This is a genomic window from Rhodanobacter sp. FW104-R8 (genome assembly GCF_001617365.1).
Classification (GTDB): domain Bacteria; phylum Pseudomonadota; class Gammaproteobacteria; order Xanthomonadales; family Rhodanobacteraceae; genus Rhodanobacter.
This window is the reverse complement of record NZ_LVJR01000018.1, coordinates 51,842-73,744: the sequence shown is the minus strand read 5'-3', so window position 1 is coordinate 73,744 and position 21,903 is coordinate 51,842. Positions and strand designations below refer to the sequence as shown.

The following is a 21,903-nucleotide window of genomic DNA, read 5'->3' as shown; positions in this document are numbered from 1 at the left end:
CCGCTTGGATTGCTCGGGGCCGGCGGCGATAATGCGGGACTTCCCCCGCCAGGCGACCTCCGCGATGACCGAGAAAACCGTACTCAACGCCACCCACCGCGCGCTCGGGGCGCGCATGGTCGACTTCGGCGGCTGGGACATGCCGATCAACTACGGCTCGCAGATCGAGGAGCATCACGCGGTGCGCCGCGATGCCGGCATGTTCGACGTCTCGCACATGACCGTGATCGACCTGCACGGCGCGCGCACGAGGGACTTCCTGCGCCACCTGCTGGCCAACAGCGTGGACAAGCTCAAGGCGCACGGCAAGGCGCTGTACTCGTGCATGCTGAACGGGCAGGGCGGGGTGATCGACGACCTCATCGTGTACTTCCTCGGCGACGAGTTCTACCGGCTGGTGGTGAACGCCGCCACCCGCGCCAAGGACCTGGCCTGGATCGAGCAGCAGGCCAAGGCCTTCGACGTGCAGGTGAAGGAGCGCCCCGAGTTCGCGATGATCGCGGTGCAGGGCCCCAACGCCCGCGCGAAGGTGCTGGGCCTGCTGCACGAGGTGGACCGCCCGCGTATCGAGAAGCTGGGCAAGTTCGCCGCCGCCGCCGCGCAGGGGCCGCACGGCATGCCGCTGTTCGTGGCGCGCACCGGCTACACCGGCGAGGACGGTTTCGAGATCATCGTGCCGGCCGAACACGCCGTGGCGCTGTGGGAAGCGCTGGCCGCCGCCGGCGTGAAGCCGGCCGGCCTCGGCGCGCGCGACACGTTGCGGCTGGAAGCCGGCATGAACCTCTACGGCCAGGACATGGACGAGGGCGTGTCGCCGTGGGAGGCCAACCTCGGCTGGACCATCGCGCTGGACGAGGGCCGCGATTTCGTCGGCCGCAAGGTGCTGGAGGCGCAGAAGGCCGCCGGCGTGAAGCGCGTGATGGTGGGCCTGGTGCTGGACGAGAAGGGCGTGCTGCGCCACGGCCAGAAGGTGCTCACCGCGAACGGCGATGGCGAGATCCTTTCCGGCAGCTTCGCGCCGACCCTCGACAAGGCGGTGGCGTTCGCGCGCATCCCCGTGGGCGAGCCGGGCGCGATCCGCGTGGACATCCGCGGCCGCGAGGTGCCGGTGCGCCTGGTGAAGTACCCGTTCGTGCGCGACGGCAAGCCCTGCGAAGGGATCTGAGCGGCGCCCCGCGCGACACGTTTTTCCGACGGCGGATGTGGCTAGAATCTCCGCCTGTACCCCGACCCAACCCAACGACTGGACCCCGATCATGAGCGAGATTCCCGGCGATCTGAAATTCCTCAAATCCCACGAGTGGGCCCGCGCCGAAGACGACGGCCTGGTCCGGGTGGGCATCTCCGACCACGCGCAGGACCAGCTGGGCGACCTGGTCTACGTGGAGCTGCCGGAAATCGGCTCCGCCGTGAAGGCCGGCGTCGGCGCGGCCGTGGTCGAGTCGGTGAAGGCCGCCTCGGACATCTACTCGCCGGTGTCCGGCGAAGTCGTCGCGGTCAACGAACTGCTCAACGACAAGCCCGAGACCATCAACGAGGACGCCTTCGGCGAAGGCTGGATCTTCCTGGTGCGCCCCAGCGACCGCGCCGAGCTCGACGAGCTGCTCGACGCGAACGAGTACGGGGAACTGGTCGAGAACGAAGACCACTGAGCCACCGCCCTCCCGCGTGACCCCGCCGGCCGCCATGTGCGGCCGGCGTCGTTTTCGGCGACGACGCCATCGCCGCGCTTCCGGCGGATGCCGAGCGCGCGAAACGAATTCCTTCCCGCGCACGGCGATGCCATCGCCTCGATGTCCGGGGGTGCGCGCGGACCTTCGTCGATGCACATATGGCCGTCGCGTCGCGGCGAATCGGAGCGCGAGCCGTGCCGGACCGGTGCCGTCGCCCGCCGCCCGAGGTGTCGTCGGCGAGGGTTCCGCCCCCGGCGGCAGATTTTTTTTGCCGTGCCTGGATGCCGTTCCAGGCGCCTCCAGTCGCGTTCCGTTCATCTGTGGAATGCGGTCGGATACCCCGTGGCGCGCCTCGTTTTGCGAACGTGTCCCGCAGCGCGCTTTTTGAAGCGAAACATGGCGAATGCCCGAAAAGCATTGCGCTGCAAGGGTTTCAAGGGCATGCCTTGTTTTATGGATGATTATGTTTGGACGTATAGACGTCCAAACATAATGTCGGCGCATTACCCCGAAAGCCTTGCCGGACCGGGTTTTCGACCTGCCCTGGGTGGGCTGGAGCGGATTGATTTCATGGCTGAAATCAATTGACAGCCGAAATCTTCGGGGATAGCTTTCGCAACAGATCACGGGGAATGTGTTTTTATGGCGACAACGAAATTCATCAAGCCGTATGTCGAGCACGGTGAAAAGGCCAATGCAGTACGCAAGATCACCGTCTCGATTCCGTTGCATGTGCTGCGGCGACTTTCTGATTTACGTACCCACCGCCAGGTGAACAATCTTCGGCACGCTACCAACAGCGACTTGTTGGTCGAAGCGTTCCTGCACGCTTTTACTGGGCAACCACTGCCAACTGATGAGGAGCTAAGACGAACCATGGCCACTGCCAAGAAATCCGCTGCAAAGAAACCGGCCGCCAAGAAGGCCGCCGCCAAGAAACCCGCCGTGAAGAAGGCCGCCGCGAAGAAGCCGGTTGCCAAGAAGCCGGCCGCCAAGAAGGCTGCGAGGAAGGTTGCCAAGAAGCCGGCCGCCAAGAAGGCTGCTGCCAAGAAGCCGGCGGCCGCCAAGAAGGCTGCCGTGAAGAAGGTTGCGAAGAAGGCTGCTGCGAAGAAGGCTGCACCGGCCAAGGTGGTGAAAGCCACCCGGACCGCGAAAGCGAAGAAGTAAGCCACACGCGTCACCATACAATTAGACAAGTTATCGACTTCTCTCCCCGCGGTGCCCAGCGCGGGGAGAGCACTTCGAGAAGCCTTCGTCCCGGCCTGGCCGGGACGCTTCGTTTCAGGGGCGCGGAAACCGGCGCCGGGCGCGTGCCGTGCACTATCCATCGACGCGGTGTCGAGCCCTCGCGCCACTGTTCCGCCGCGATCCGCGGCTGCCGGGCGCCGCGATCGCATAGAGCAAATCGCCGCCCGGTGTCGTGAACTCCCGCGTCATTTGCCGTGCCGGGATATTGGAGTTACCTTTCTCCCATCCGCGCCGCGGCGAATCAGGGGATTCGCCGCTCCTGGATCGACAGGGGGAAAAAGCGCGGGTATCTGTCGACACTCAGCGAGAGACCATGGATACCCGATACACACTCAACGCGCGCCGGTATGCGCGCGGGGCTGCCAAGCCCATGCTCATTGCCATCATCTCCATTTTTGTCCTGCTCGCCGTAGGCGCCTGGTTCCTGATCATCAAGCCGCACCAGGAGCTGATCATGGCCGAGTCGGGCGGTCATCCGTCGACGCCGGTGTCCACCGCGACGCGGGCGGCGGCTGCTGCGCCGGCCAACGTGGCGGGGATGGACATCGACCAGCTGCTGGCCGAGGCCCGCACCGCCATGAACGAGCAGCGCTACCTCGCACCGGCCGGCAACAACGCGTTCGAGTTCTACCTGCGCGTGCTGCAGAAGGAGCCCGGCAACAAGGTGGCGTCCGACGCGCTGCGCGAGACCTTCCCGTTCGCCGCCACCTCGGCCGAGCAGTCGATCAACTCGCGCGATTTCAACGAGGCGCAGCGCCAGATCGACCTGCTGGCCAAGGCCGACCCGGCCAACTTCACGCTGACCATCCTGCGTTCCAAGCTGGATGCCCAGCGCAAGACAGTGGACAAGCAGCAGGAGCAGGAGAAGGCGGCGGCCCAGCTGGCCGCGCAGAAGGCCGCGGCCGAAAAACAGGCGGCGGAGCAATTGGCCGAGCAGCAGAAGGCGCAGCTGGCGGCGCAGCAGAAGGCGGAAGCGTCCCGTGCCGCGCAGCCCTCGCGTCAGGCAGCGGCCGGTCAGTCGGCGACGGCGGCGGCGGACGGCAGCAGCGTAGCCGGCAACGAAGGCGGCGAGTCCGCGCAGACCAACGCGGCCGTGCTGGTGAAGGGGGCCAGCGCGCGTTACCCCACCGCGGCCATGCGCGCGCGCCAGGAAGGCTGGGTGGTGGTGTCGTTCACGGTGGATGCCGACGGCAAGACCAGCGACGTCAAGGTGGTCGAATCGCAGCCGCGCCACGTCTTCGACCGCGCCGCCATGGACGCGGTGGAGCGCTATCAGTTCACTCCGGCCATGCGGAACGGCGTGGCCGTCTCCAGCACCAAGCAGCAGCGGATCGAGTTCAAGCTCTGATCGTGCCGCGGTTGTCATGACGAGGGCGGCGGGTGCCCGGCACGCGCCGCCTTCGTCTTGTCCGGAGCCAGCCGAGCGTGGCTCAGCGACGGCGTGATGCGCGATGCGGCCGCCGCGATCCGGGCTTCGGCCTGGCCGCCGCCGGCTTGGCGTTGCTTTCGACGCCGGCCCAGTCCACGTGGGGCAACCCAAGCAATGCGTCGAACACCATCGGCATCAGCCCGCTGGGCATCGGCCCGGTGGAGTTCCACAGGGTGACCACGCCGGTGCGGTACTTCGGGAAGAACCCGATCATGGTTCGATAGCCGGCCACGGCGCCGGCATGGTAGATCAGGGCCTCGCCGCCGTACTTGTAGACCCGCCAGCCGAGCGCGTAGTGCGCGGCGGTCAGGCGTTCGCTGCGCCAGGGGGTGGCGTGCAGCTCGCTGGGGGTGGCGACGCCGGGGCTGTGCAGCACGTCGAGCAAGGAGCCGGGCAGCACATCCTGGCGCCCCCCCATCTGCGCGATCAGCCATTTCTCCATGTCGCGCAGGCTGGCGTTGACGCCGGCCGCCGGGGCGACCCGGTAGTAGGTTTCGCTCGGCTCGAACGGCACCCAGCCGCCGCTGGTGGGGCGGTGCGGGCGCGCCCAGCTCTTGCTGGATTCCAGCGCGGCGCGGCCGTAGCTGGCGGTGGTCATGCCCAGCGGGTAGAAGATGCGCTTGTCGACCTGGCGGTAGAAGAAGTCGCCGGTGCGCGCCAGCACCACGTCGCCGATCATGCTGAAGGCGACGTTCTGGTAGCCGTAGCACTGGCCCACGCCGCAGACCATGCTGACCTCGTCCAGCTTGCGCACCAGTTCCTCGTACGGCGCGTCGCCCTCGAGCATGTTGTCGTAGGTGTTGCGCGGCAGGCCCAGGCGCTGGCCGAGGATGTCGGCGACGGTGGCCTGCGAGGCCGCCTGCATGTCCTTGAGCTTGAAATACGGCAGCACGTCGACCAGCCTGGTATCCCAGCCCAGCTTGCCGTCGTCGACCAGCAGCCCGGTGACGGCGGTGGCGAACGCCTTCGACAGCGAGGCGAGCCGGAACACGGTCTCCGGGGTGATCGGCTGCCTGGTGACCGTATTGGCGTAACCGAGGGTGTGTTCGAACACGACCTTGTCGTCGACCACCACGGCCGTGGCCAGCCCGGCGACGGCGTGGCGCTCGGCGAGGCGATCCAGCCAATGCTGGTAGTCGGCGAGCGCCTGCTTGACGCGCGCCGGTGGCAGCTTCTGCGTTGCGTTGTCGGCGGCCGGCGCAGCGCTCGGCGTGGTGTGCGGGGTGGTGGCGAAAACCGGCGTGCAGGCCAGCCCCAGCGCACCCGCGATCAGCAGGAAGGTCGTTCGAAACTGCATGGTGTTTGACGTGATTCCGGCGTGGGAGTCGCCTCAGGGCGGGAACTCGACGATGGGTCTGATCGTTCCCTCGATCGTGGTCCCCCTGATTGTCTTGTACTTCGTGGCGATCTACAACGGATGGATTAGCTCGCGCCGAGGATCAGCGCACTGGCCCGCTCGGCGATCATGATCGTGGGCGCGTTGGTGTTGCCGCTGGGCAAGGCAGGCATCACCGAGGCATCGACCACGCGCAGGCGCTCCACGCCGCGCACGCGCAGCTCGCTGTCGACCACCGCGCGATCGTCCTTGCCCATGCGGCAGGTGCCGGCCGGGTGGTAGATGGTTTCCGCCTTGCGCCGGATGAAGTCGACGTATTCCGCATCGCTGGCGATGCGCCGCTCGGGGAACACCGGCGCGCCGCGGTAGGGCGCGAACGCGGCCTGGTCGAGGATCGCGCGCGACAGCCGCGCCGCCTCGATCATCATCTTCAGGTCGTGGCCTTCCTCGTCGCCCAGGTAGTTGGCGTGGATCGCGATCGGTTGCGCCGGATCGGCCGAGTGCAGGCGCAGCCGGCCGCGGCTGCGCGGATGCAGGTGGCAGGCGTGCAGGGTGTAGCCGTAGCCGGGCAGGCGATGGCGGCCGTGGTCGTCGAGCAGCGCGGGCACGAAGTGGAACTGCAGGTCGCAGCGCGCATCGGCGGCGTGGCGGCTGCGCACGAAGCCGCCGGCCTCGGCCACGTTGGAGCTGCCCGGCCCGTCGCGGTGGCGCAGCCAGCGCCAGCCGGCGGACAGTTCGTTGAGGTGGTCGTAGCTGACGCGGCTCGGGTTGCCGTCCAGCGTGCAGATGTCCAGGTGGTCCTGCAGGTTGCCGCCGACGTCGGGCAGGTCGGCGACCACTGCGATGCCGTGCTCGCGCAGGTGGTCGGCCGGGCCGAGCCCGGACAGCATCAGCAGTTGCGGCGAATTGATCGCGCCTCCGGCGAGGATCACCTCGCCCGCCTCGATCCGCCCGGCGCCCTGCCGGCCGTGGCGCAGCTGCACGCCGACCGCGCGGCCACGCTCGATCAGCACGCGCTCGACCAGCGCATGCGTGCGCACGTGCAGGTTCGCGCGCCGGCGCACCGGCTTCAGGAACGCGGTGGCCGACGAGCAGCGCGCACCGTCGCGCTGGGTCACCTGGTACAGCCCGAAGCCAGCCTGCTGTTCGCCGTTGAAGTCGTCGTTGCGCGGGAAGCCGGCGCTGGCGGCCGCGTCGACCAGCGCTTCCGACAGCACGTTGTGATGGCGCAGGTCGGCAACGCCGAGCGGGCCGTCGGCACCGTGCAGCGCGCTGGCGCCGCGGCTGTTGTCCTCGCTGCGCAGGAACCACGGCAGCACCTCGCGCCACGACCAGCGCGGGTCGCCGCTGGCTTCGGCCCAGCGGTCGTAGTCGGCCACCACGCCGCGGATGTAGCACATCGCGTTGATCGCGCTGGAGCCGCCCAGCGTCTTGCCGCGCGGCCACCACAGGCGACGCTGGTTGAGCGCGGGCTCCGCTTCGGTGCGGTAGTTCCAGTTGAGCGCGCGGTTGTTGGCCAGCCGCGCGATGCCGGCGGGCATGTGGATCAGCGGGTTCCAGTCCGTGGGGCCGGCTTCCAGCAGCAGCACGCGCGTGGCCGGGTCGGCACTGAGCCGGTTGGCCAGCACGCAGCCGGCCGAGCCGGCACCGACGATGACGTAGTCGTAGTGGTTCAAGGCTTCTCCATGCTTTGCTGGATGGACATGGCCGCATGCTAGGCTTGCCGCGCCCCACGCTGGACGTGCCCGTGAGTTTGCCCCGCCAAGCCGTTGTGGAACAAGCCGCGCCGATGCTGTCCGCGCTGGCGTTCTTCTTCGTGATGACCTCGTACTACATCATCCGGCCGGTCCGTGACCAGCTGAGCGGTGCGGTCGGTTCGCAGTCGCTGCCGCTGTTCTATTTCGCGGTGTTCATGGTGATGCTGCTGCTGACGCCGCTGTTCGGCTTGCTGGTGGCGCGCTTTCGACGGCGCCAATTGCTGGGCTGGAGCTACAGCTTCTTCATCCTGTGCCTGCTCGCGTTCGTACCCGCGTTCATGGCGCAGGAGCGCATCGGCGCGCGCGAGCTGGGCGTGGTGTTCTTCGTCTGGATCAGCGTGTTCAACCTGTTCGTGGTGTCGCTGTTCTGGAGCTTCATGGCCGACATCTTCTCCAGCGGCCGGGCGCGGCAGGTGTTCTCGCTGATCGCGCTGGGCGGCATGGGCGGCGCGATCTTCGGCCCGCTGGTGACCGGGCTGCTGGTGCGGGTGATCGGCGTGGCGCCGCTGCTGCTGGTTTCGGCGCTGGCGTTGTCGCTGTCGCTGGCGTTGCTGATGCGGCTTTCGGCGGACCACGGCCGGCAATCGGGCAGCCGGGGCGAGGAGGCGGTCGGCGGCTCGCTGTGGGCCGGGATCAAGGAGCTGTGGTCGCGCCCGTTTCTGCGCTACATGGCGCTGCTGATGCTGTTCGGCGACGGCATCGGCACGCTGGCCTATGCGCTGGTGGCCGACTACGCCAAGGCGCATTTCGCCGATGCGGTGGCGCGCACCGTGTTCTACAACGACCTCGACCTGGCCACCAACCTGCTCGGCGCGGTCATGCAGCTGAGCCTGACCCGCTGGCTGCTGGTTCGCCACGGCGCCGGCTGGGGCCTGCTGCTGCCGGCGCTGGTGAACGTGGCCTTGCTGGCCGGCGTGGCCCTGATCGGCGGCGGTAACCTGGTGCTGCTCGGTCATGCCGTGCCGCTGCTGGCGGTGATGAGCGTGGTCACGCGCGGCTTCGCCTACGGCATGACCAAGCCGGCGGTGGACGCGCTGTACACGCGGGTGCCGCGCGAGACGCGCTACAAGGGCAAGAACTTCGTGGAGACCGCGGTGTGGCGCTTCGGCGACCTGGTGGTGACCAGCGCGGTGAGCGGTTTGCGCATGCTGGGCTGGGGCCTCGGCGGGCTGGCCCTGGCGGGCGCCGGCGTCGCCGCGCTGGCGACGGTGGTGGCCCGGCGCGCCGGCTGGTCGCCCGATCTGGCGCCTGACGAACACGCGCCCGTGGACGAGGGCGCGAAAGCATCGGTTTGAGCCGATGCTTTCCCGAATCCGGAATGACTCGCCGCGTCCGCGGCTCGCCCTGCGGGCCATCGGCTTCGCCGATGTTCGCTCCGGCATCCTGCCTGCGCGAGCCGAATCCCGAATCTCAGCTCGTGATATAGCGCTGCAGGTGCTCGATCTGTTCGGCCTGCGCGTCGATCACCGCCTTGACCAGGTCGCCGATCGAGATCACCCCCACCACCTTGCCGTCCTGCACCACCGGCAGGTGGCGGATGCGGCTGTCGGTGCACAGGCGCATGCAGTCGAACACGTCGGTGTCCGGCCCGACGGTCAGCGGCGTGCCGCTCATGATGTCCGATACGGCAGTCTGCGACGAGGAACGTCCCTGCAGGATCACCTTGCGCGCGTAGTCGCGTTCGGAGATGACGCCGACCAGTTGCTCGCCCCGCATCACCAGCAAGGCGCCGATCCGATGCTCGGCCATGTGCTTGATCGCCTCGAGCACCGGTGCCTCCGGAGCGATGCGGTAGATCGCGTTGCCTTTGCCTTGCAGCAGATGCTTCACCTGGCTCATGCGGTGGTCTCCCATCGGCCCGGACGGGCCGCCCGGAACGAGTCTAGCGCCGCTGCCGGGCTGGCGTGTAGCGAAGTTGTGAAGTCCCGCCGCGTTCAGCGCGGCGTGCGCGGCTGGCGCCGCTCCTCGATGAAATACAGTGGCCGCTGCTTGCTCTCGGCGTAGTTGCGGCCGAGGTATTCGCCGATCACGCCGAGCGCCAGCAACTGCACGCCGCCGAGGAACAGGACCACCAGGATCAGGGTGGGGTAGCCGCGTACCGGATCGCCGTAGAGCAGGGCCTTGACCAGCACGAAGGCGCCGTAGGCGAAGGACACCCCGGCCGCGGCCAGCCCGACCCAGGTGGCCAGCCGCAGCGGCGCGGTGGAGAACGAGGTGATCCCCTCGATCGCGAGTTGGCCCAGCCGCCAATAGTTCCACTTGGTGGTGCCGGCCTGGCGCGGCTCGCGCAGGTAGTGCACGGCGGTCTGCCGGTAGCCGATCCAGCTGAACAGGCCTTTCATGAAGCGCTGGCGTTCGCGCAACTGCTGCAGCGCGTCCAGCGCGCGGCGCGAGAGCAGGCGGAAATCGCCGGTGTCGCGAGGGATCGTGGTGTCGGACAGGCGCTCCATGCTGCGGTAGAACGCCGCCGCGGTGAGGCGCTTGAAACCGCTCTCGCCCTCGCGCGCGCTGCGCGTGGCGTAGACCACGTCGTAGCCGGCCCGCCACTGCTCGACCAGGGCGGGAATCAGCTCGGGCGGATCTTGCAGATCGGCATCGATCACCACGGCGGCATCGGCGAGCACGGCGTCGAGTCCGGCGGTCAGCGCCGCCTCCTTGCCGAAATTGCGCGACAGCTTCAGCGCGCCCGTGCGCGGGTCGGCGGCGACCAGCGACTCGATGATGGTCCAGGTGTCGTCATGGCTGCCATCGTCGACGTAGAGCACGTCGCACGCCAGCGGCAGGCCATCCAGCACCTTGCGCAGGCGCTCGTGGAACGACCGCAGCACGGCCGATTCGTTGTAGGCGGGAACGACGACGGTGAGCTGCGGCATGGGTGGAACCTGCGGAAGTCGGCTTCATGCTAACCAACCGGCTGCCGCGAGGCGAGCCGCGCTCAATGCGGCGGACGTGGTGGCGCGTCGCCCTCGACATAGCCCGGGCCGCCGAGCCGGTACATCTGCTGCTGGATCCAGCCGGCGCGGCGCTGCACGTAGGCGCTGGGGCGGTCGGCGTGCAATCGCCGCGGGCTCGGCAGCACCGCGGCGAGGCGGGCGGCCTGGGCTGGGCCGAGCTGGGCCGGCGGAACGTGGAAGTACGCCTCGCTGGCCGCGCCCACGCCGTAGACGCCGTCGCCCAGCTCGGCGATGTTCATGTACACCTCGAGGATGCGCTGCTTCGGCCAGCTCAGCTCGATCAACACGGTGAAGTACGCCTCCAGCCCCTTGCGCACGAAGCTGCGGCCGTTCCACAGGAACAGGTTCTTGGCGGTCTGCTGGCTGATCGTGCTGGCGCCGCGCAGGCGCCGGCCGTCGTCGGCCGCGTCGAGCGCGTCCTGGATGGAGTCGAGGTCGAAGCCGTGGTGGTAGGGAAACTTCTGGTCCTCGCCGGCCACCATCGCCAGCGGCACCCAGGTCGACACCTGGTTCCACGGCACCCAGTGCTGGTGCAGGCGGAAATCCTTCTCGCCGTGGAGCCAGGCGCCGAGCTGGCGCTCGAGCATCACGGCCGACGTCCACGGCGGCATGAAGCGCAGCACCAGCACTACCAGCCAGCTCAGCGCCAGCCAGGCCAGCACGAGGATCGCCAGCGCACGCAGCAGGCGGGTCAAGCGGTGGCGTCGGGGCGAGTGCGGCATAGCGCTGCGCATGGGAAGGAGCCGGCAGTATAAGGGGCGTTGTCCGGATGCCGCCGCGCCCCCATCTGTGGCGCTTGCCCTCAAAGAGACTGCCTGCCGTGGAAAACCTGCCTGTCGAAGACGTGCTGCACCGTTTCCTGCTGGAGCACGCCGGCGTGCGTGGCACCCTGGTGCGGCTGGGGCCGGCCTGGCGCGAAGTGGCCGGTCGCGCCGACTACCCGCCGGCGCTGCACGCGCTGCTGGGCGAGGCGCTGGCGGCCAGCGCGTTGCTGACCGGCAACATCAAGCTGGACGGCGCGTTGTCGATCGAGCTGAAGAGCGCCGGCGCGTTGCGCCTGCTGTTCGCCGAATGCAGCGACCACGGCCGCCTGCGCGGACTGGCGCGCTGGAACGTGCCGCTGCCCGAGCCGCTGGCGCTGGACGCGCTGGCCGACGCGGTGATGGCGATCACCATCGGCAACGTCGATCGCGGCCAGCGCTACCAGGGCCTGGTCGACCTGCGGCATGCCGGGCTGGCGGAGTCGCTGGAGGGCTACTTCGTGCAGTCCGAGCAGTTGCCGGCGCGGATCCTGCTGGCCGCCGACGGCGAGCACGCGGTCGGCCTGATGCTGCAGAAGATGCCGGGCGAGGGCGGCCACGATGCCGTGCGGGACGACGATGCGTGGAACCGCGTGGTGCACCTGACCGCCACCCTGGGCGCGGCGGAACTGCTGGCCAGCGTGCCGGAGCAGCTGCTGTACCGGCTCTACCACGAGGAATCGGTGCGCCTGTTCGAGCCGCGTCCGCTGGCGTTCGGCTGCAGCTGCAGCCGCGAGCGGGTAAGCGCGATGCTGCGTTCGCTCGGCCGCGACGAGGTGGAGGCGGCGCTGGCCGCGCGCGGCGACGAGATCGAGGTGGTCTGCGAGTTCTGCGCGCAGCACTACCACTTCGACCGCATCGATGCCGAGCACCTGCTCAGCGCCGCGGCGGCGCCCGGCGCACCGGGGACGGCGCAGTAGGCAAGTCCCTTGCCGGCAGCGTTCGGGCCGGCCGGGAGCCGCGGCCGCGGCAGGACGCTCAGCCCGGCAGCAGTTTGCCCGCACCGAGCCAGGTGCCGGCGGGTTGCGGCTCGGCGAACAGAAAGCCCTGGCCGTAGCGGCAGCCGACGCGCAGCAGCGCCTGGCGCTGCGATTCCTCCTCGATGCCTTCGGCGATCACCTTCATGCGCAGCGAATCGGCCAGCACCTGGATCGCGCGCACCAGCGCCAGGCCCTGGGTCTCGACGTCGTCGGGCGCCAGCTCGATGATGAACGAGCGGTCGATCTTCAGCGACTCGAACGGGTACTGGTGCAGGTAGCTGAGCGAGGAATAGCCGGTGCCGAAGTCGTCCAGCGCGATGCCGACACCGTGGCTGCGCAGGTTCTGCAGCATCTGCTTGACCTGGGTCGGGTTCTCCAGCAGCGCGTGTTCGGTGACCTCGATGCGGATGCAGTGCGTCGGCACGGCGTACTGGTCGAACAGCGCGAGCAGGCGCTGGTCGAGGTCGGCCGAGCGGAAATGCCGGCCGGAGACGTTGATGCTGATGAAGCCCTCGGTGCCGATCAGCCGCACGGCCTGGGTGCACACCTGCTCGAAGATCTGCCAGTCGATCGCCTCGGCGCAGCCGCATTCCTCGGCGATCAGCAGGAAGTCGTGCGGCGGCAGCAGGCCGCGCTCGGGGTGGTGCCAGCGCAGCAGCGCCTCGTAGCCGACGACGCGGCCGTCGGCGAGCTCCACGATCGGCTGGTAGAACGGCTCGAACTCGTTGCGGCTGAGCGCGTGGCGCAGGTCGCTCTCCATGTCCAGCAGCGACAGCGCCTCGCGGCGCAGGCGGTCGTCGAACATCGCCGCGCGGTGGCGGCCGCCGTCCTTGGCGTGGTACATCGCCGCGTCGGCATCGCGCAGCAGTTCCTCCGGCTGGCGGTAGTGCGGGCTGGCCAGCGCGATGCCGATCGAGGCGGAGGTGAAGATCTCCTTGGTGCCGAGCCGGAACGGCGTGTGCAGCTCGCTGATGATGCGTTCGGCGATCAGCGTCGCCTTGTTGGCGTCGACGATGCCCTCCAGCAGCACGGCGAACTCGTCGCCGCCGAGGCGCGCCACCACGTCGCGGGTCTTCAGGCAGGCGCGGATGCGGCCGCCGACCTGGAACAGCAGATCGTCGCCGATCAGGTGGCCGACCGAGTCGTTGATCACCTTGAAGCGGTCCAGGTCGATGAACAGCACGGCGAACTGCTCGTCCGGGTTCGCGTGGCAGCGCTGCATCGCCTGCTCCAGCCGCTGCAGCAGCAGGGTGCGGTTGGGCAGGCCGGTGAGCGAGTCGTGGAGGGTCTCGTATTTCAGGCGGCGCTCGACCCGCTCGCGCTCGGCGATCTGTTCGCGCAGGTCGCGGTTGGCCAGTGCCAGCGCGCGGGTGCGCTCGGTGACGCGCCGTTCCAGCCCGGCATAGGCCTGCTTGAGCGTCGCCGCGGCCTGCTTGCGCTGCAGTGCGTTGGCGATGTGGTAGCTGACGAAGGTCAGCAGTTCCTGGTCGCGCTCGTTGTAGGTGTGCTCGGGCGAGTAGCTTTGCAGCGCCAGCACGCCCATCGCCTTGCCGCCCCAGATCAGCGGCACGCCGAGCCAGCACACCGAGCGTGCGCCGAAGAGGCTGATTTCGCCGAGTGCGCTGAGCCGGTCGATTTCCGCCGGCGTGGCCAGCAGCGGCCTGGCGTGACGCAGCACGTATTCGGTGGCGCCGCGGCCGTGCGTGCGCGGCAGGCGCACGTTGTCCACGTCGTCTACCGAGTAGGGGAAGGTGAGGTGGCCGCTTTCCTCGTCGATCTGCGCGATATAGAAGTTGCGCGCGTACAGCAGGCCGCTGATCACCTGATGCACCGCCGCGTAGAACGCATCCAGGCTTTCCGGCGCGCTGGCCAGCTCGGCGATGCGGAACAGCGCGGCCTGCAGGCGCTCGCCGCGCTGGCGCTGCAGCACCTGCTGGCGCAGCACGCGGTTGGCCTCGCGCAGCGCGGCGGTGCGGTCGGTGACCCGGCGGCCCAGTTCGAGGTGCGCCTCGCGCCGTTCCAGCGCGGTTTGCACGTGCTGGGCCACGTAGTTCAGCAGTTCCAGGTCGTGCTGCGAATAATGCGTGTCGTCGCGATAGCTCTGCATCACGATGCCGCCGACGGCGTGGTCGGCACGCAGCAGCGGCACGCCCAGCCAGTGCTCGCAGTTCGGACCGAGCGGCACGAGGCGGTTGCCGAACTGCTGGCGCAGCTCGTCGATCGAGCCCATCAGCGGCCGGCCTTCCTGCAGCAGGTTCCAGGTCAGGCTGTGCAGCATGCCGTGCAGCGGCAGGCTCTGGTCCGGCGGCGGCGGGTCGGTGTCCTTGATGTCGATGTAGTAGGGGAAGCGCACCGTGTCGGTGGCGGCGTCGTAGAGCACGATGTAGAAGTTTTCCGCGTACATCAGGCTGCTGACGATGGCGTGCAGCGAACGCATCATCTCCGGCATGTCGTGCTCGGCGCCGGCCTGCTCGGCGATCGCGTACAGTGCGCGCTGCAGCCGCTCGGCCTGTGCCAGCCGCGAGATCGCCTCGTACAGGCGGCTGGTTTCGGCCAGCTGGCGCAGGCGGGCGCCGGCCAGCCGGCCCATCCAGTCCAGCCGGTCATGGACGGGCTCGGGCAGTGGCAGGTCGGCCCAGTCCAGCACCAGGGTGCGCGGGCCCTGGGGATCCACGGCCAGTTCCATCTGCCCCGCCAGATGCCCCGGGGATTCGTCCCCGCGACGCCAGCGCAGGCGGCCCTGGATGCCGAAGTTGCCCAGCATCAGCTCGCAGATTTCCATCACGCTGGCGGCGTCGGCGGCCTCGAACAGGTGTTCCATGGCCTCATGCAGGGCCGCAAGATCCCGCGCCACCGGAAACGGCGGGGAGGAACGGATCGTCGGCGTGGCGCTCATGGGGCTGGGTGGATTCCGGTGCGATCCGGCAGGATCGGTGCGGTGCCGCACCCCTTTATATCGTGTAAGCCGGCCCCGTCGCCAGTTTCCACGGGCGGGAACCTGATGGCGCCACAGGGGTCGAAACAGGCGCGGAAACCCTGTCATTTTGTGAGTTGGCGCGAGTTTTCTGGGTGTTAGTAAAACGTAAAGCGGGGTATACTGCTGCCCGGATAGCCTTACTTGCCGAGATCCACGGGTTCAAACTGATGCGCCGCCTGTCTGCCCTGTTGCTGATTCTCCTGCTGCCGTTTGCGGCGGCGGGACAGTCCGTGGGCGCCGACAGCGCCACGGCCCAGGAACTGCTGGCGCGGCCGGCCGGGCAGGTGGGCGGAACCGGTACGGCGGTGCCGCTGTGGCGCGGCACCGATGGCCAGTTGCTGACGCTCAAGGCGGATCGCAGCACCGGTGCCGAGGCGCTGCGCAGGAATCCGCAACTGGCCCCGCGCGTGGTCGACGCCACCGGCGTGACGACCACCGGCCTGCAATATGGGCTGGGTCCGCAGTTGCAGGCGCACGCCGAGGTCAGCGAGCTTTCGTGGGCCAACTCGAATCTGCGCGTGCTCGACAGCGAGGTGGGCGCCACGTTCGATGCCGGCCGTTACAGCGTGGGCGTGAGCGTGGGCGCGAGCAAGGTGCCGGACAACAATGCGGTGCTGCCGCGCGTGCTGCCGGGTGCGGCGCCGGGTGTCGACGGCCTGCCCGATTTCGACAGCAGCTCCCAGCTGAAGGCGCACGGTCGGCTGGCGCTGGGCAGCAAGAGCGGCATCGACGTGGGCGCCAGCGTCGGCCGCGTCCACCTGCTGCCGGGCAATCTGCTCGGCATCAATGCGCTGGACCAGAAGGCGCTGAGCTTCGGCGTCGATCATGGCCCGCTGAGCGGCGTGCTGGTCGGCCGCACGATGCAGCCGCAGGCCGGCATTCCCGGCAGCCTGAACGCAGACCGGCGCTGGAACAGCATCGACCTGGGCGTGACCTGGCGTTTGCCGTGGCGCGGCTCGCTGAGCGTCGGCGCGCAGAACCTGTGGTCGTCCGGCACCCCGGCCAATACGCCGGCTGGCCCGGAGCCGGACCAGTCGCGCACGCCGTACGTGCAGTATCACCAGGACCTCTGAGCGGCCCGTCCGCCCGTTCCCGCGCATCATGAAAAACGCCGTCGCTAGCGCGACGGCGTTTTCGTTTCCGGCGGCACCGGCGGCGCTCAGCCTTGCTTGCGCACGCGCAGGTCGCCGCTGAAGGTCTCGATGTTGATCTTGCCGCGGCCGTCGCCGAGGCGGACGTCGAGCGAGCTGCCGGGGCCGTGCTCGGGTTGCGTCGGGGTGCCGAAATCGCTGCGCAGGTTGCCGCTGAAGCTGCTGGCGTGCAGGCTGCCGGAGGTGTTCGCCGGCAGCAGCAGCTGCACGTTGCCGCTCATGCTGTCGATGCCGAGGCTGCCGCCGGCTGCCGGCGCGCCGGTCAGCTGCACGTCGCCGGATACCGTGCTGAGCGTAAGTTTCTGCCATGGCCCGCCGCTGGCCTGGACATGGCCGGAAATCGTCTGCAGTCCGACGTTGCCGCCCAACGCGGGAGCCAGGATGTCGCCGCTGACGGTCTGCAGTTCGGCCCGTTCGGCATGTCCGGCCTGCTCGATGTTGCCGCTGACACTGTCCACCTTGAGCGAGGGCGTGCGTGCATTGATGCGTGCCTTGCCGCTGACCGTGTTGACCTGGATGCTGCCGCCGCTCATGCCGTCGATGACCAGCGGTGCACTGATCACGCTGACCTCGAGCGAGGCCGCCCTGGGTACGTGCAGTTCCAGGGTGGTGGGCGCCATCTTGCTGTCGCCGCCCCAGTTGAACCGGCCGGAGCCGCCCTGCGGCTCGACCCTGATCTCCAGGTTGCCGTTGCTGCCGCTGATCGCCAGCGGCCGGGCGCCTTCGCCGAGCCGGCCGCCGACCTGAACCTCGTTGCGGTCCCAGGCGGTCACGTTCACCGTGCCGGCGACGTTGCTGATGCGGATGCGGGCGGTCGGAGTGGCGTCATGGCGCAGCTGGATCGGCGTGTCGGCGAGGGCCTGGCCGATGCAGAAGCACAGCAGGAGGGGAAGGTAGCGGACGGTTTTCATGGTCGTTCCTGTGGATCTCAGCCGGCCTGGCCGGCCAGGTGGCGCAGCTGCGCCTGTTGACGTTCGGTGCGGCCGAGCAGGCGCTGCAGCGCCGGCGAGTCCGGCGCCTGCCGGATCGCCATCTGCAGTTCCATCCGCGCGGCGTCCAGCTCGATCGCGGCGCCGGCCAGGCGCGGATCGGACGGCTTCCAGCTCGCCGGGAGCTTGGCAGCGGTGGCGAGCGGGGTGGTCGCCGGCACTTGCCGCCAGTGCCAGCCGAGGCCGCCGGCCAGCAGCAGCGAGGCGGCGAGACCGGCGGCGACCCGCCAGCGGCGGCGAGGTGGTGCGGCCGGAGGGGCGGTGGCGTGCGGATCGCCTTGGCCGGCATCGTCCAGTGCGGCTTCGATCGCGGCCCACAGGTCGCGCCGTGGCGCGAGTGGCCGGCGCAGGCCGCGCATCTGCCGGCGCCATTCGAATTCGTTCATGAGCTTTCTCCCAATGCCTTGCGCAACAGGCCGCGGGCGCGGTGCAACTGCGCTTTCGACGTACCGACGGCCATCGCCAGCTCGGCGGCGATTTCCTCGTGCTTCCAGCCTTCGATGTCGTGCAGTACCAGCACGGCACGGGCGCGCGGCGGCAGCTTGCCGACGGCGTGTTCCAGTTCCTCGCGCTCGGCCGCGCAGAACGGCGTCTCGCCGGCGTCGGGCAGGTGATCGTCGTCCACCATGCTCACCGGGTCGGCGCCGCGGGCGCGGATGTCCATCAGCGCCACGTTCACCGCGAGCCGGTACAGCCAGGTGCCGAAGGCGCTCTCGTGGCGGAAGCCGGGCAGCTTCTGCCAGGCGCGGACGAACGCATCCTGGGTAAGGTCCTCGGCGCGGGCATGGTCGTAGCCGGCGAGCCGGTACACCGCTCCGTGCACGCGGCCCACGTGCAGCCGGTAAAGCCGCTGGAACGCGCCGCGGTCGCCGGCGGCCGCGGCGCGCACGTCATCGCTGTCGTTCGCTCCCGTTGAGGCAGGCGACATGGAGCTTCCAAGGGCAGGACAGGCGGCAGTCATCTTGCCAGCTTGGATGCGACGTTGCGCGAAAGGGTTGGAACGGGCGCCGCAGTGGCGTAGCTGCAGGCCTCACGGGAGGATCGCGATGAATCCGCCCGTGACGGGATGCTTCAGGAGGCGATGGCTTCGCGACGCGACTGGTCGGCATCGTCCTGCAGTGCCTGCGCCACGCGCTGCTGCTCCCGGCGCAGGCGTTCGGGCAGCCGCGGGGCGAAGCTGTCGAGGTACTCGCCGATGGCCGACAACTCGGCCTGCCAGCCGGCGTTGTCCACGTCGAGCAGCTCGTCGAGCCTGGCGCGCTCGAGCTTGAGTCCGTCCAGCTTGAGCTCGCCCTCGCCCGGCAGGATGCCGATCGGCGTCTCGACGCCGCTCGCGCGGCCTTCGGTGCGGTCGATCATCCATTCCAGCACGCGCAGGTTGTCGCCGAAGCCCGGCCACAGGAACTTGCCGTCGGCGCCCTTGCGGAACCAGTTGACGTGGAAGATCTTCGGCAGCTTCGCGCCCGGCTTGTCGAACGACAGCCAGTGCGCGAAGTAGTCGCCGTAGTGGTAGCCGCAGAACGGCTTCATCGCCATCGAGTCGCGGCGCAGCACGCCGACCGCGCCGGTGGCCGCCGCGGTGGTTTCCGAGCCCATCGCGGCGCCCATCAGCACGCCGTGGGTCCAGTCGCGCGCTTCCATCACCAGCGGCAGCAGCGAGGGCCGGCGGCCGCCGAACACGATTGCGCTGATCGGCACGCCCTGCGGCGCCTCGGCCTGCTCCGACCAGGTCGGGCACTGCTTCGCACTGACCGTGAAGCGCGAGTTCGGGTGCGCGGCCGGGCCGTTGGCCGGATCGTACGGACGTCCCTGCCAGTCGGTGACTGGCGTGCCGGGCAGGCCTTCCCACCACGGCTGGTTGTCGGCGGTGACGGCGACGTTGGTGAAGATGGTGTCGTGCGAGATGCTCTTCATGGCATTGTGGTTGGTGGCGTCGCAGGTGCCCGGCGCCACGCCGAAGAAGCCGGCTTCCGGGTTGATCGCGTACAGCCGTCCGTCCGCGCCGGGACGCATCCAGCAGATGTCGTCGCCGACCGTCCACACCTTCCAGCCATCGCGCAGGTAGCCTTGCGGCGGAATCAGCATCGACAGGTTGGTCTTGCCGCAGGCGGACGGGAACGCGGCGGCGACGTAGTGCGTCTCGCCCTGCGGGTTCTCGATGCCGACGATCAGCATGTGCTCGGCCAGCCAGCCTTCGCTGCGCGCCTGGTGGCTGGCGATGCGCAGCGCGTGGCACTTCTTGCCCAGCAGCGCGTTGCCGCCGTAGCCGGAGCCGTAGGACTTGATCGTGAGCTCGGCCGGGAAGTGCATGATCCAGCGGCGCTCCGGGTCGAGCTCTCCCTTGGAATGCAGGCCCTTCACGAAGCGGCCCTCACGCTCGATCCGCGCCTGCGCGGCAGCGCCCATGCGGGTCATGATCTTCATGTTGGCGACCACGTACGGGCTGTCGGTGATCTCCACGCCGCAGCGCGCCAGCGGCGAGTCGATCGGGCCCATGCAGTACGGGATCACGTACATAGTGCGGCCTTCCATGCAGCCGTCGAACAGCGCGTCGATCTTCGCGTGCGCCTCGGCCGGGTCCATCCAGTGGTTGTTGGGGCCGGCGTCTTCCCGGTTCGGGTGGCAGATCAGGGTGAGGTGCTCGACGCGGGCCACGTCGGTGGGGTGGGAGCGGTGCAGGTAGCAGCCCGGATGGGTCCGCTGGTTCAGTTCAATCAGGGTGCCGTCGGCCAGCATCTGCCGCAGCAGGGTCTGGTATTCGGCGTCCGAACCGTCGCACCAGTGGATCCGCGCAGGGCGGGTCAGCGCCGCCACTTCGGCTACCCAACGATCAAGCGCTTCCAGCTTGCTGGCCATCGTGTCCCCTAAGGTCTTGTGGAAAAAAGGAGTTGGCACGGTAGTTTGCGCGCACTGGTATTGCAAGGTTCCGTGCAGCAGAAACGGCGCCGGATGGCGCCGTACGGGGTGTTCCGCAGAGCTGGCTCAGGCCGGAATCAGGGTCGCGATCATGTGTTCGACGTAGGCGTCGAACTCTTCCAGGTTGATCCGCGGCAGGCCCAGCGTGAAGTTCAGCTGCAGGAAACCGACGTAGGCGGCATAGGTCAGCCGCGCGCGGTTGAGCGCCTCGCCAGGGGGCAGGCCGGCTTCGCGATAGGCGGTGGTGAGGAACTCCATGCGCCGCTGCGATACGCGGGCCATCACCGGCACCACCTGCGGGTGGTCCAGCGCCTTCAGCAGGGCGGCGTAGACGCGGTGCGGCTGCAACTCGTGTGCGACGCGGCGGAACAGCTCGGGCAGGCGCTGGCGCGGGTCGGTGATCTGCTCGATCTGGCCCAGCACTTCGCGCTCGCCGTACTGTTCCCAGCGTTCCAGCGCGGCATGCAGCAGGGCTTCGCGGGTACGGAAGTGCCAGTAGAAGCTGCCCTTGGTCACGCCCAGCTGGCGTGCCAGCGCTTCCACCGCGAGTGCGCCGACGCCTTGTTCGGCGATCAGCTGCAGGGCGGCAAGTTCCCAATCCTCGGCCGACAGCCGGGTGCGTTCTGGCTTGCTACTGACATTCATGTGCGTATGGTAGCGGCACCCCGTGCATTTGTAATGCGGAATGTCGATCCGGCCGAGGGCTCCGGCTTTGCCCGGACGGCCGCCGGAACGCACGGCGCATGGTTGACGCCGCTCGCCGGAGCAATCCATACTCTTCCGTATGGTGAACAATGTCCCTGCGTCCCCGGCGATCAGCCGCTTCCCCGCTGCCGACCTGACTCTGGCGGTGGAGACGCGCTGCCCGGACGGTCATCCGACCCTGCTGTTCGCGCACGGTTTCGGCCAGACCCGTGGCGCCTGGAACGGTACGGCCGCGGCGCTGGCACAGGCGGGCTGCCGCTGCGTCACCTTCGACGCGCGCGGCCACGGCGAAAGCGACCGGGTGCCCGGCGGCAACTACCACATGGACCAGTTCGCCGACGATCTGCGGCGGCTGGCCGTGGCGCAGCCGCAGCCGCCGGTCCTGGTCGGCGCGTCGATGGGCGGCCTGCTCGGCCTCGTGCTGGCCGGCGAGGTGCGCCCGTCGCCGTTTCGCGCCTTGGTGCTGGTGGACATCACGCCGCGCTGGGAGACCCGCGGCGTGGAACGCATCCTCGCCTTCATGCAGGCGCATCCGGACGGCTTTGCCGATTACGCCGAGGCGGCCGAGCAGATCGCCGCCTACCTGCCGCAGCGGCGCGAGCGCAAGAGCGAGCAGCAACTGCGCCCGCTGCTGCGCGAAGGCGCCGATGGCCGGCTGCGCTGGCACTGGGACCCGGCCCTGCTCGCCGGCGACCTGGTGCAGGAGAGCGAGCGCTACCAGCCGCGCCTGCAGGCCGCCGCAACGAAGATCGAGGTGCCCGTGCTGCTGCTGTCCGGCGCGCGCAGCGATGTGGTGTCGCGCGCCACCGTCGACGAATTCCTGCAACTGGTGCCGCATGCGCAGCATGTGGAACTGCCGCACGCCACCCACATGGTGGCGGGCGACGCGAACGATGCCTTCACGCGCGAGGTCGTGCGTTTCGCGCAGAGTCTTGCCCCCTTACCCGCCGGCCGGCGCGTCGCCGGCGCCGTTCAATCGCAATGAGGT

Annotated in this window: 20 protein-coding genes; 9 read left to right on the top strand and 11 right to left on the bottom strand. The window is 69.0% G+C overall.

What is annotated here, in order from left to right:
- Nucleotides 1-64: 64 nt before the first annotated feature.
- The 5 genes from gcvT to RHOFW104R8_RS04680 all read left to right on the top strand — a co-directional run bounded on the left by gcvT (nt 65) and on the right by RHOFW104R8_RS04680 (nt 4,269).
- Nucleotides 65-1,165 carry a glycine cleavage system aminomethyltransferase GcvT gene (gcvT, locus tag RHOFW104R8_RS04695; RefSeq protein WP_068090859.1) on the top strand — a complete coding sequence of 367 codons (1,101 nt, stop codon included), beginning with the start codon at nt 65-67 and terminating at the stop codon, nt 1,163-1,165.
- Nucleotides 1,166-1,256: 91 nt separating this feature from the next.
- Complete coding sequence (gene gcvH / locus RHOFW104R8_RS04690) at nt 1,257-1,652, top strand: glycine cleavage system protein GcvH (protein ID WP_068090861.1); 396 nt, start codon at nt 1,257-1,259, stop codon at nt 1,650-1,652.
- 417 nt (nt 1,653-2,069) lie between these two features.
- Nucleotides 2,070-2,261: a hypothetical protein gene (locus RHOFW104R8_RS17280; RefSeq protein ID WP_153021640.1), complete on the top strand. Its 192-nt coding sequence runs from the start codon at nt 2,070-2,072 to the stop codon at nt 2,259-2,261.
- Nucleotides 2,262-2,315: 54 nt separating this feature from the next.
- Nucleotides 2,316-2,840, top strand: coding sequence for a met regulon transcriptional regulator MetJ (metJ, locus tag RHOFW104R8_RS17990; RefSeq protein ID WP_082823529.1), 525 nt, complete (start codon nt 2,316-2,318; stop codon nt 2,838-2,840).
- Between the two features lie 394 nt (nt 2,841-3,234).
- On the top strand, nt 3,235-4,269 hold the full coding sequence (locus RHOFW104R8_RS04680; protein WP_068090865.1) for an energy transducer TonB: 1,035 nt from the start codon (nt 3,235-3,237) through the stop codon (nt 4,267-4,269).
- Nucleotides 4,270-4,351: 82 nt separating this feature from the next.
- On the opposite strand, the gene RHOFW104R8_RS04675 is transcribed toward RHOFW104R8_RS04680, so the two are convergent.
- Nucleotides 4,352-5,647 (bottom strand): serine hydrolase, encoded by a 1,296-nt coding sequence (locus tag RHOFW104R8_RS04675; protein WP_068090867.1) that lies wholly within the window; start codon nt 5,645-5,647, stop codon nt 4,352-4,354.
- A 125-nt stretch (nt 5,648-5,772) separates the two neighbouring features.
- Nucleotides 5,773-7,362 (bottom strand): GMC family oxidoreductase, encoded by a 1,590-nt coding sequence (locus tag RHOFW104R8_RS04670; RefSeq protein ID WP_068090869.1) that lies wholly within the window; start codon nt 7,360-7,362, stop codon nt 5,773-5,775.
- A gap of 113 nt (nt 7,363-7,475) precedes the next feature.
- On the opposite strand from RHOFW104R8_RS04670, the gene RHOFW104R8_RS04665 reads away from it, so the two are divergent.
- A complete protein-coding gene (locus tag RHOFW104R8_RS04665) occupies nt 7,476-8,738 on the top strand; it encodes an NTP/NDP exchange transporter (RefSeq protein ID WP_068090871.1) in 1,263 nt (420 codons plus the stop codon).
- Nucleotides 8,739-8,853: 115 nt separating this feature from the next.
- Here RHOFW104R8_RS04665 and RHOFW104R8_RS04660 read toward each other — a convergent pair whose 3' ends face one another.
- The 3 genes from RHOFW104R8_RS04660 to mtgA form a co-directional block, all read right to left on the bottom strand.
- Nucleotides 8,854-9,282: a CBS domain-containing protein gene (locus RHOFW104R8_RS04660; protein ID WP_068090874.1), complete on the bottom strand. Its 429-nt coding sequence runs from the start codon at nt 9,280-9,282 to the stop codon at nt 8,854-8,856.
- 95 nt (nt 9,283-9,377) lie between these two features.
- Nucleotides 9,378-10,316 (bottom strand): glycosyltransferase family 2 protein, encoded by a 939-nt coding sequence (locus tag RHOFW104R8_RS04655; protein WP_068090877.1) that lies wholly within the window; start codon nt 10,314-10,316, stop codon nt 9,378-9,380.
- Between the two features lie 62 nt (nt 10,317-10,378).
- Nucleotides 10,379-11,119 carry a monofunctional biosynthetic peptidoglycan transglycosylase gene (mtgA, locus tag RHOFW104R8_RS04650; protein ID WP_068090879.1) on the bottom strand — a complete coding sequence of 247 codons (741 nt, stop codon included), beginning with the start codon at nt 11,117-11,119 and terminating at the stop codon, nt 10,379-10,381.
- A gap of 98 nt (nt 11,120-11,217) precedes the next feature.
- Between mtgA and RHOFW104R8_RS04645 the strand changes: the two genes are divergently transcribed.
- On the top strand, nt 11,218-12,117 hold the full coding sequence (locus RHOFW104R8_RS04645) for an Hsp33 family molecular chaperone HslO (protein WP_068090881.1): 900 nt from the start codon (nt 11,218-11,220) through the stop codon (nt 12,115-12,117).
- 58 nt (nt 12,118-12,175) lie between these two features.
- Here RHOFW104R8_RS04645 and RHOFW104R8_RS04640 read toward each other — a convergent pair whose 3' ends face one another.
- A complete protein-coding gene (locus RHOFW104R8_RS04640; RefSeq protein WP_068090883.1) occupies nt 12,176-15,073 on the bottom strand; it encodes an EAL domain-containing protein in 2,898 nt (965 codons plus the stop codon).
- Nucleotides 15,074-15,321: 248 nt separating this feature from the next.
- Here RHOFW104R8_RS04640 and RHOFW104R8_RS04635 point away from each other — a divergent pair, with 248 nt between their 5' ends.
- Nucleotides 15,322-16,227 carry a hypothetical protein gene (locus tag RHOFW104R8_RS04635; RefSeq protein ID WP_068090885.1) on the top strand — a complete coding sequence of 302 codons (906 nt, stop codon included), beginning with the start codon at nt 15,322-15,324 and terminating at the stop codon, nt 16,225-16,227.
- Between the two features lie 86 nt (nt 16,228-16,313).
- On the opposite strand, the gene RHOFW104R8_RS04630 is transcribed toward RHOFW104R8_RS04635, so the two are convergent.
- The 5 genes from RHOFW104R8_RS04630 to RHOFW104R8_RS04610 all read right to left on the bottom strand — a co-directional run bounded on the left by RHOFW104R8_RS04630 (nt 16,314) and on the right by RHOFW104R8_RS04610 (nt 20,855).
- Nucleotides 16,314-17,216, bottom strand: a complete 903-nt coding sequence (locus RHOFW104R8_RS04630; protein ID WP_068090887.1) for a DUF4097 family beta strand repeat-containing protein — start codon at nt 17,214-17,216, stop codon at nt 16,314-16,316.
- 17 nt (nt 17,217-17,233) lie between these two features.
- Nucleotides 17,234-17,680 (bottom strand): hypothetical protein, encoded by a 447-nt coding sequence (locus RHOFW104R8_RS04625; protein ID WP_068090889.1) that lies wholly within the window; start codon nt 17,678-17,680, stop codon nt 17,234-17,236.
- Nucleotides 17,677-18,222 carry an RNA polymerase sigma factor gene (locus RHOFW104R8_RS04620; protein WP_068090891.1) on the bottom strand — a complete coding sequence of 182 codons (546 nt, stop codon included), beginning with the start codon at nt 18,220-18,222 and terminating at the stop codon, nt 17,677-17,679. The genes RHOFW104R8_RS04625 and RHOFW104R8_RS04620 overlap by 4 nt, the downstream gene beginning before the upstream one ends.
- Nucleotides 18,223-18,365: 143 nt before the next feature.
- The gene (locus RHOFW104R8_RS04615) at nt 18,366-20,150 is read right to left on the bottom strand and encodes a phosphoenolpyruvate carboxykinase (GTP) (protein ID WP_068090893.1); all 1,785 of its coding nucleotides are present in this window, start codon (nt 20,148-20,150) and stop codon (nt 18,366-18,368) included.
- Between the two features lie 126 nt (nt 20,151-20,276).
- The gene (locus tag RHOFW104R8_RS04610) at nt 20,277-20,855 is read right to left on the bottom strand and encodes a TetR/AcrR family transcriptional regulator (RefSeq protein ID WP_068090895.1); all 579 of its coding nucleotides are present in this window, start codon (nt 20,853-20,855) and stop codon (nt 20,277-20,279) included.
- A 139-nt stretch (nt 20,856-20,994) separates the two neighbouring features.
- On the opposite strand from RHOFW104R8_RS04610, the gene RHOFW104R8_RS04605 reads away from it, so the two are divergent.
- A complete protein-coding gene (locus tag RHOFW104R8_RS04605) occupies nt 20,995-21,900 on the top strand; it encodes an alpha/beta fold hydrolase (RefSeq protein WP_068090898.1) in 906 nt (301 codons plus the stop codon).
- The last annotated feature ends 3 nt before the right edge of the window (nt 21,901-21,903 follow it).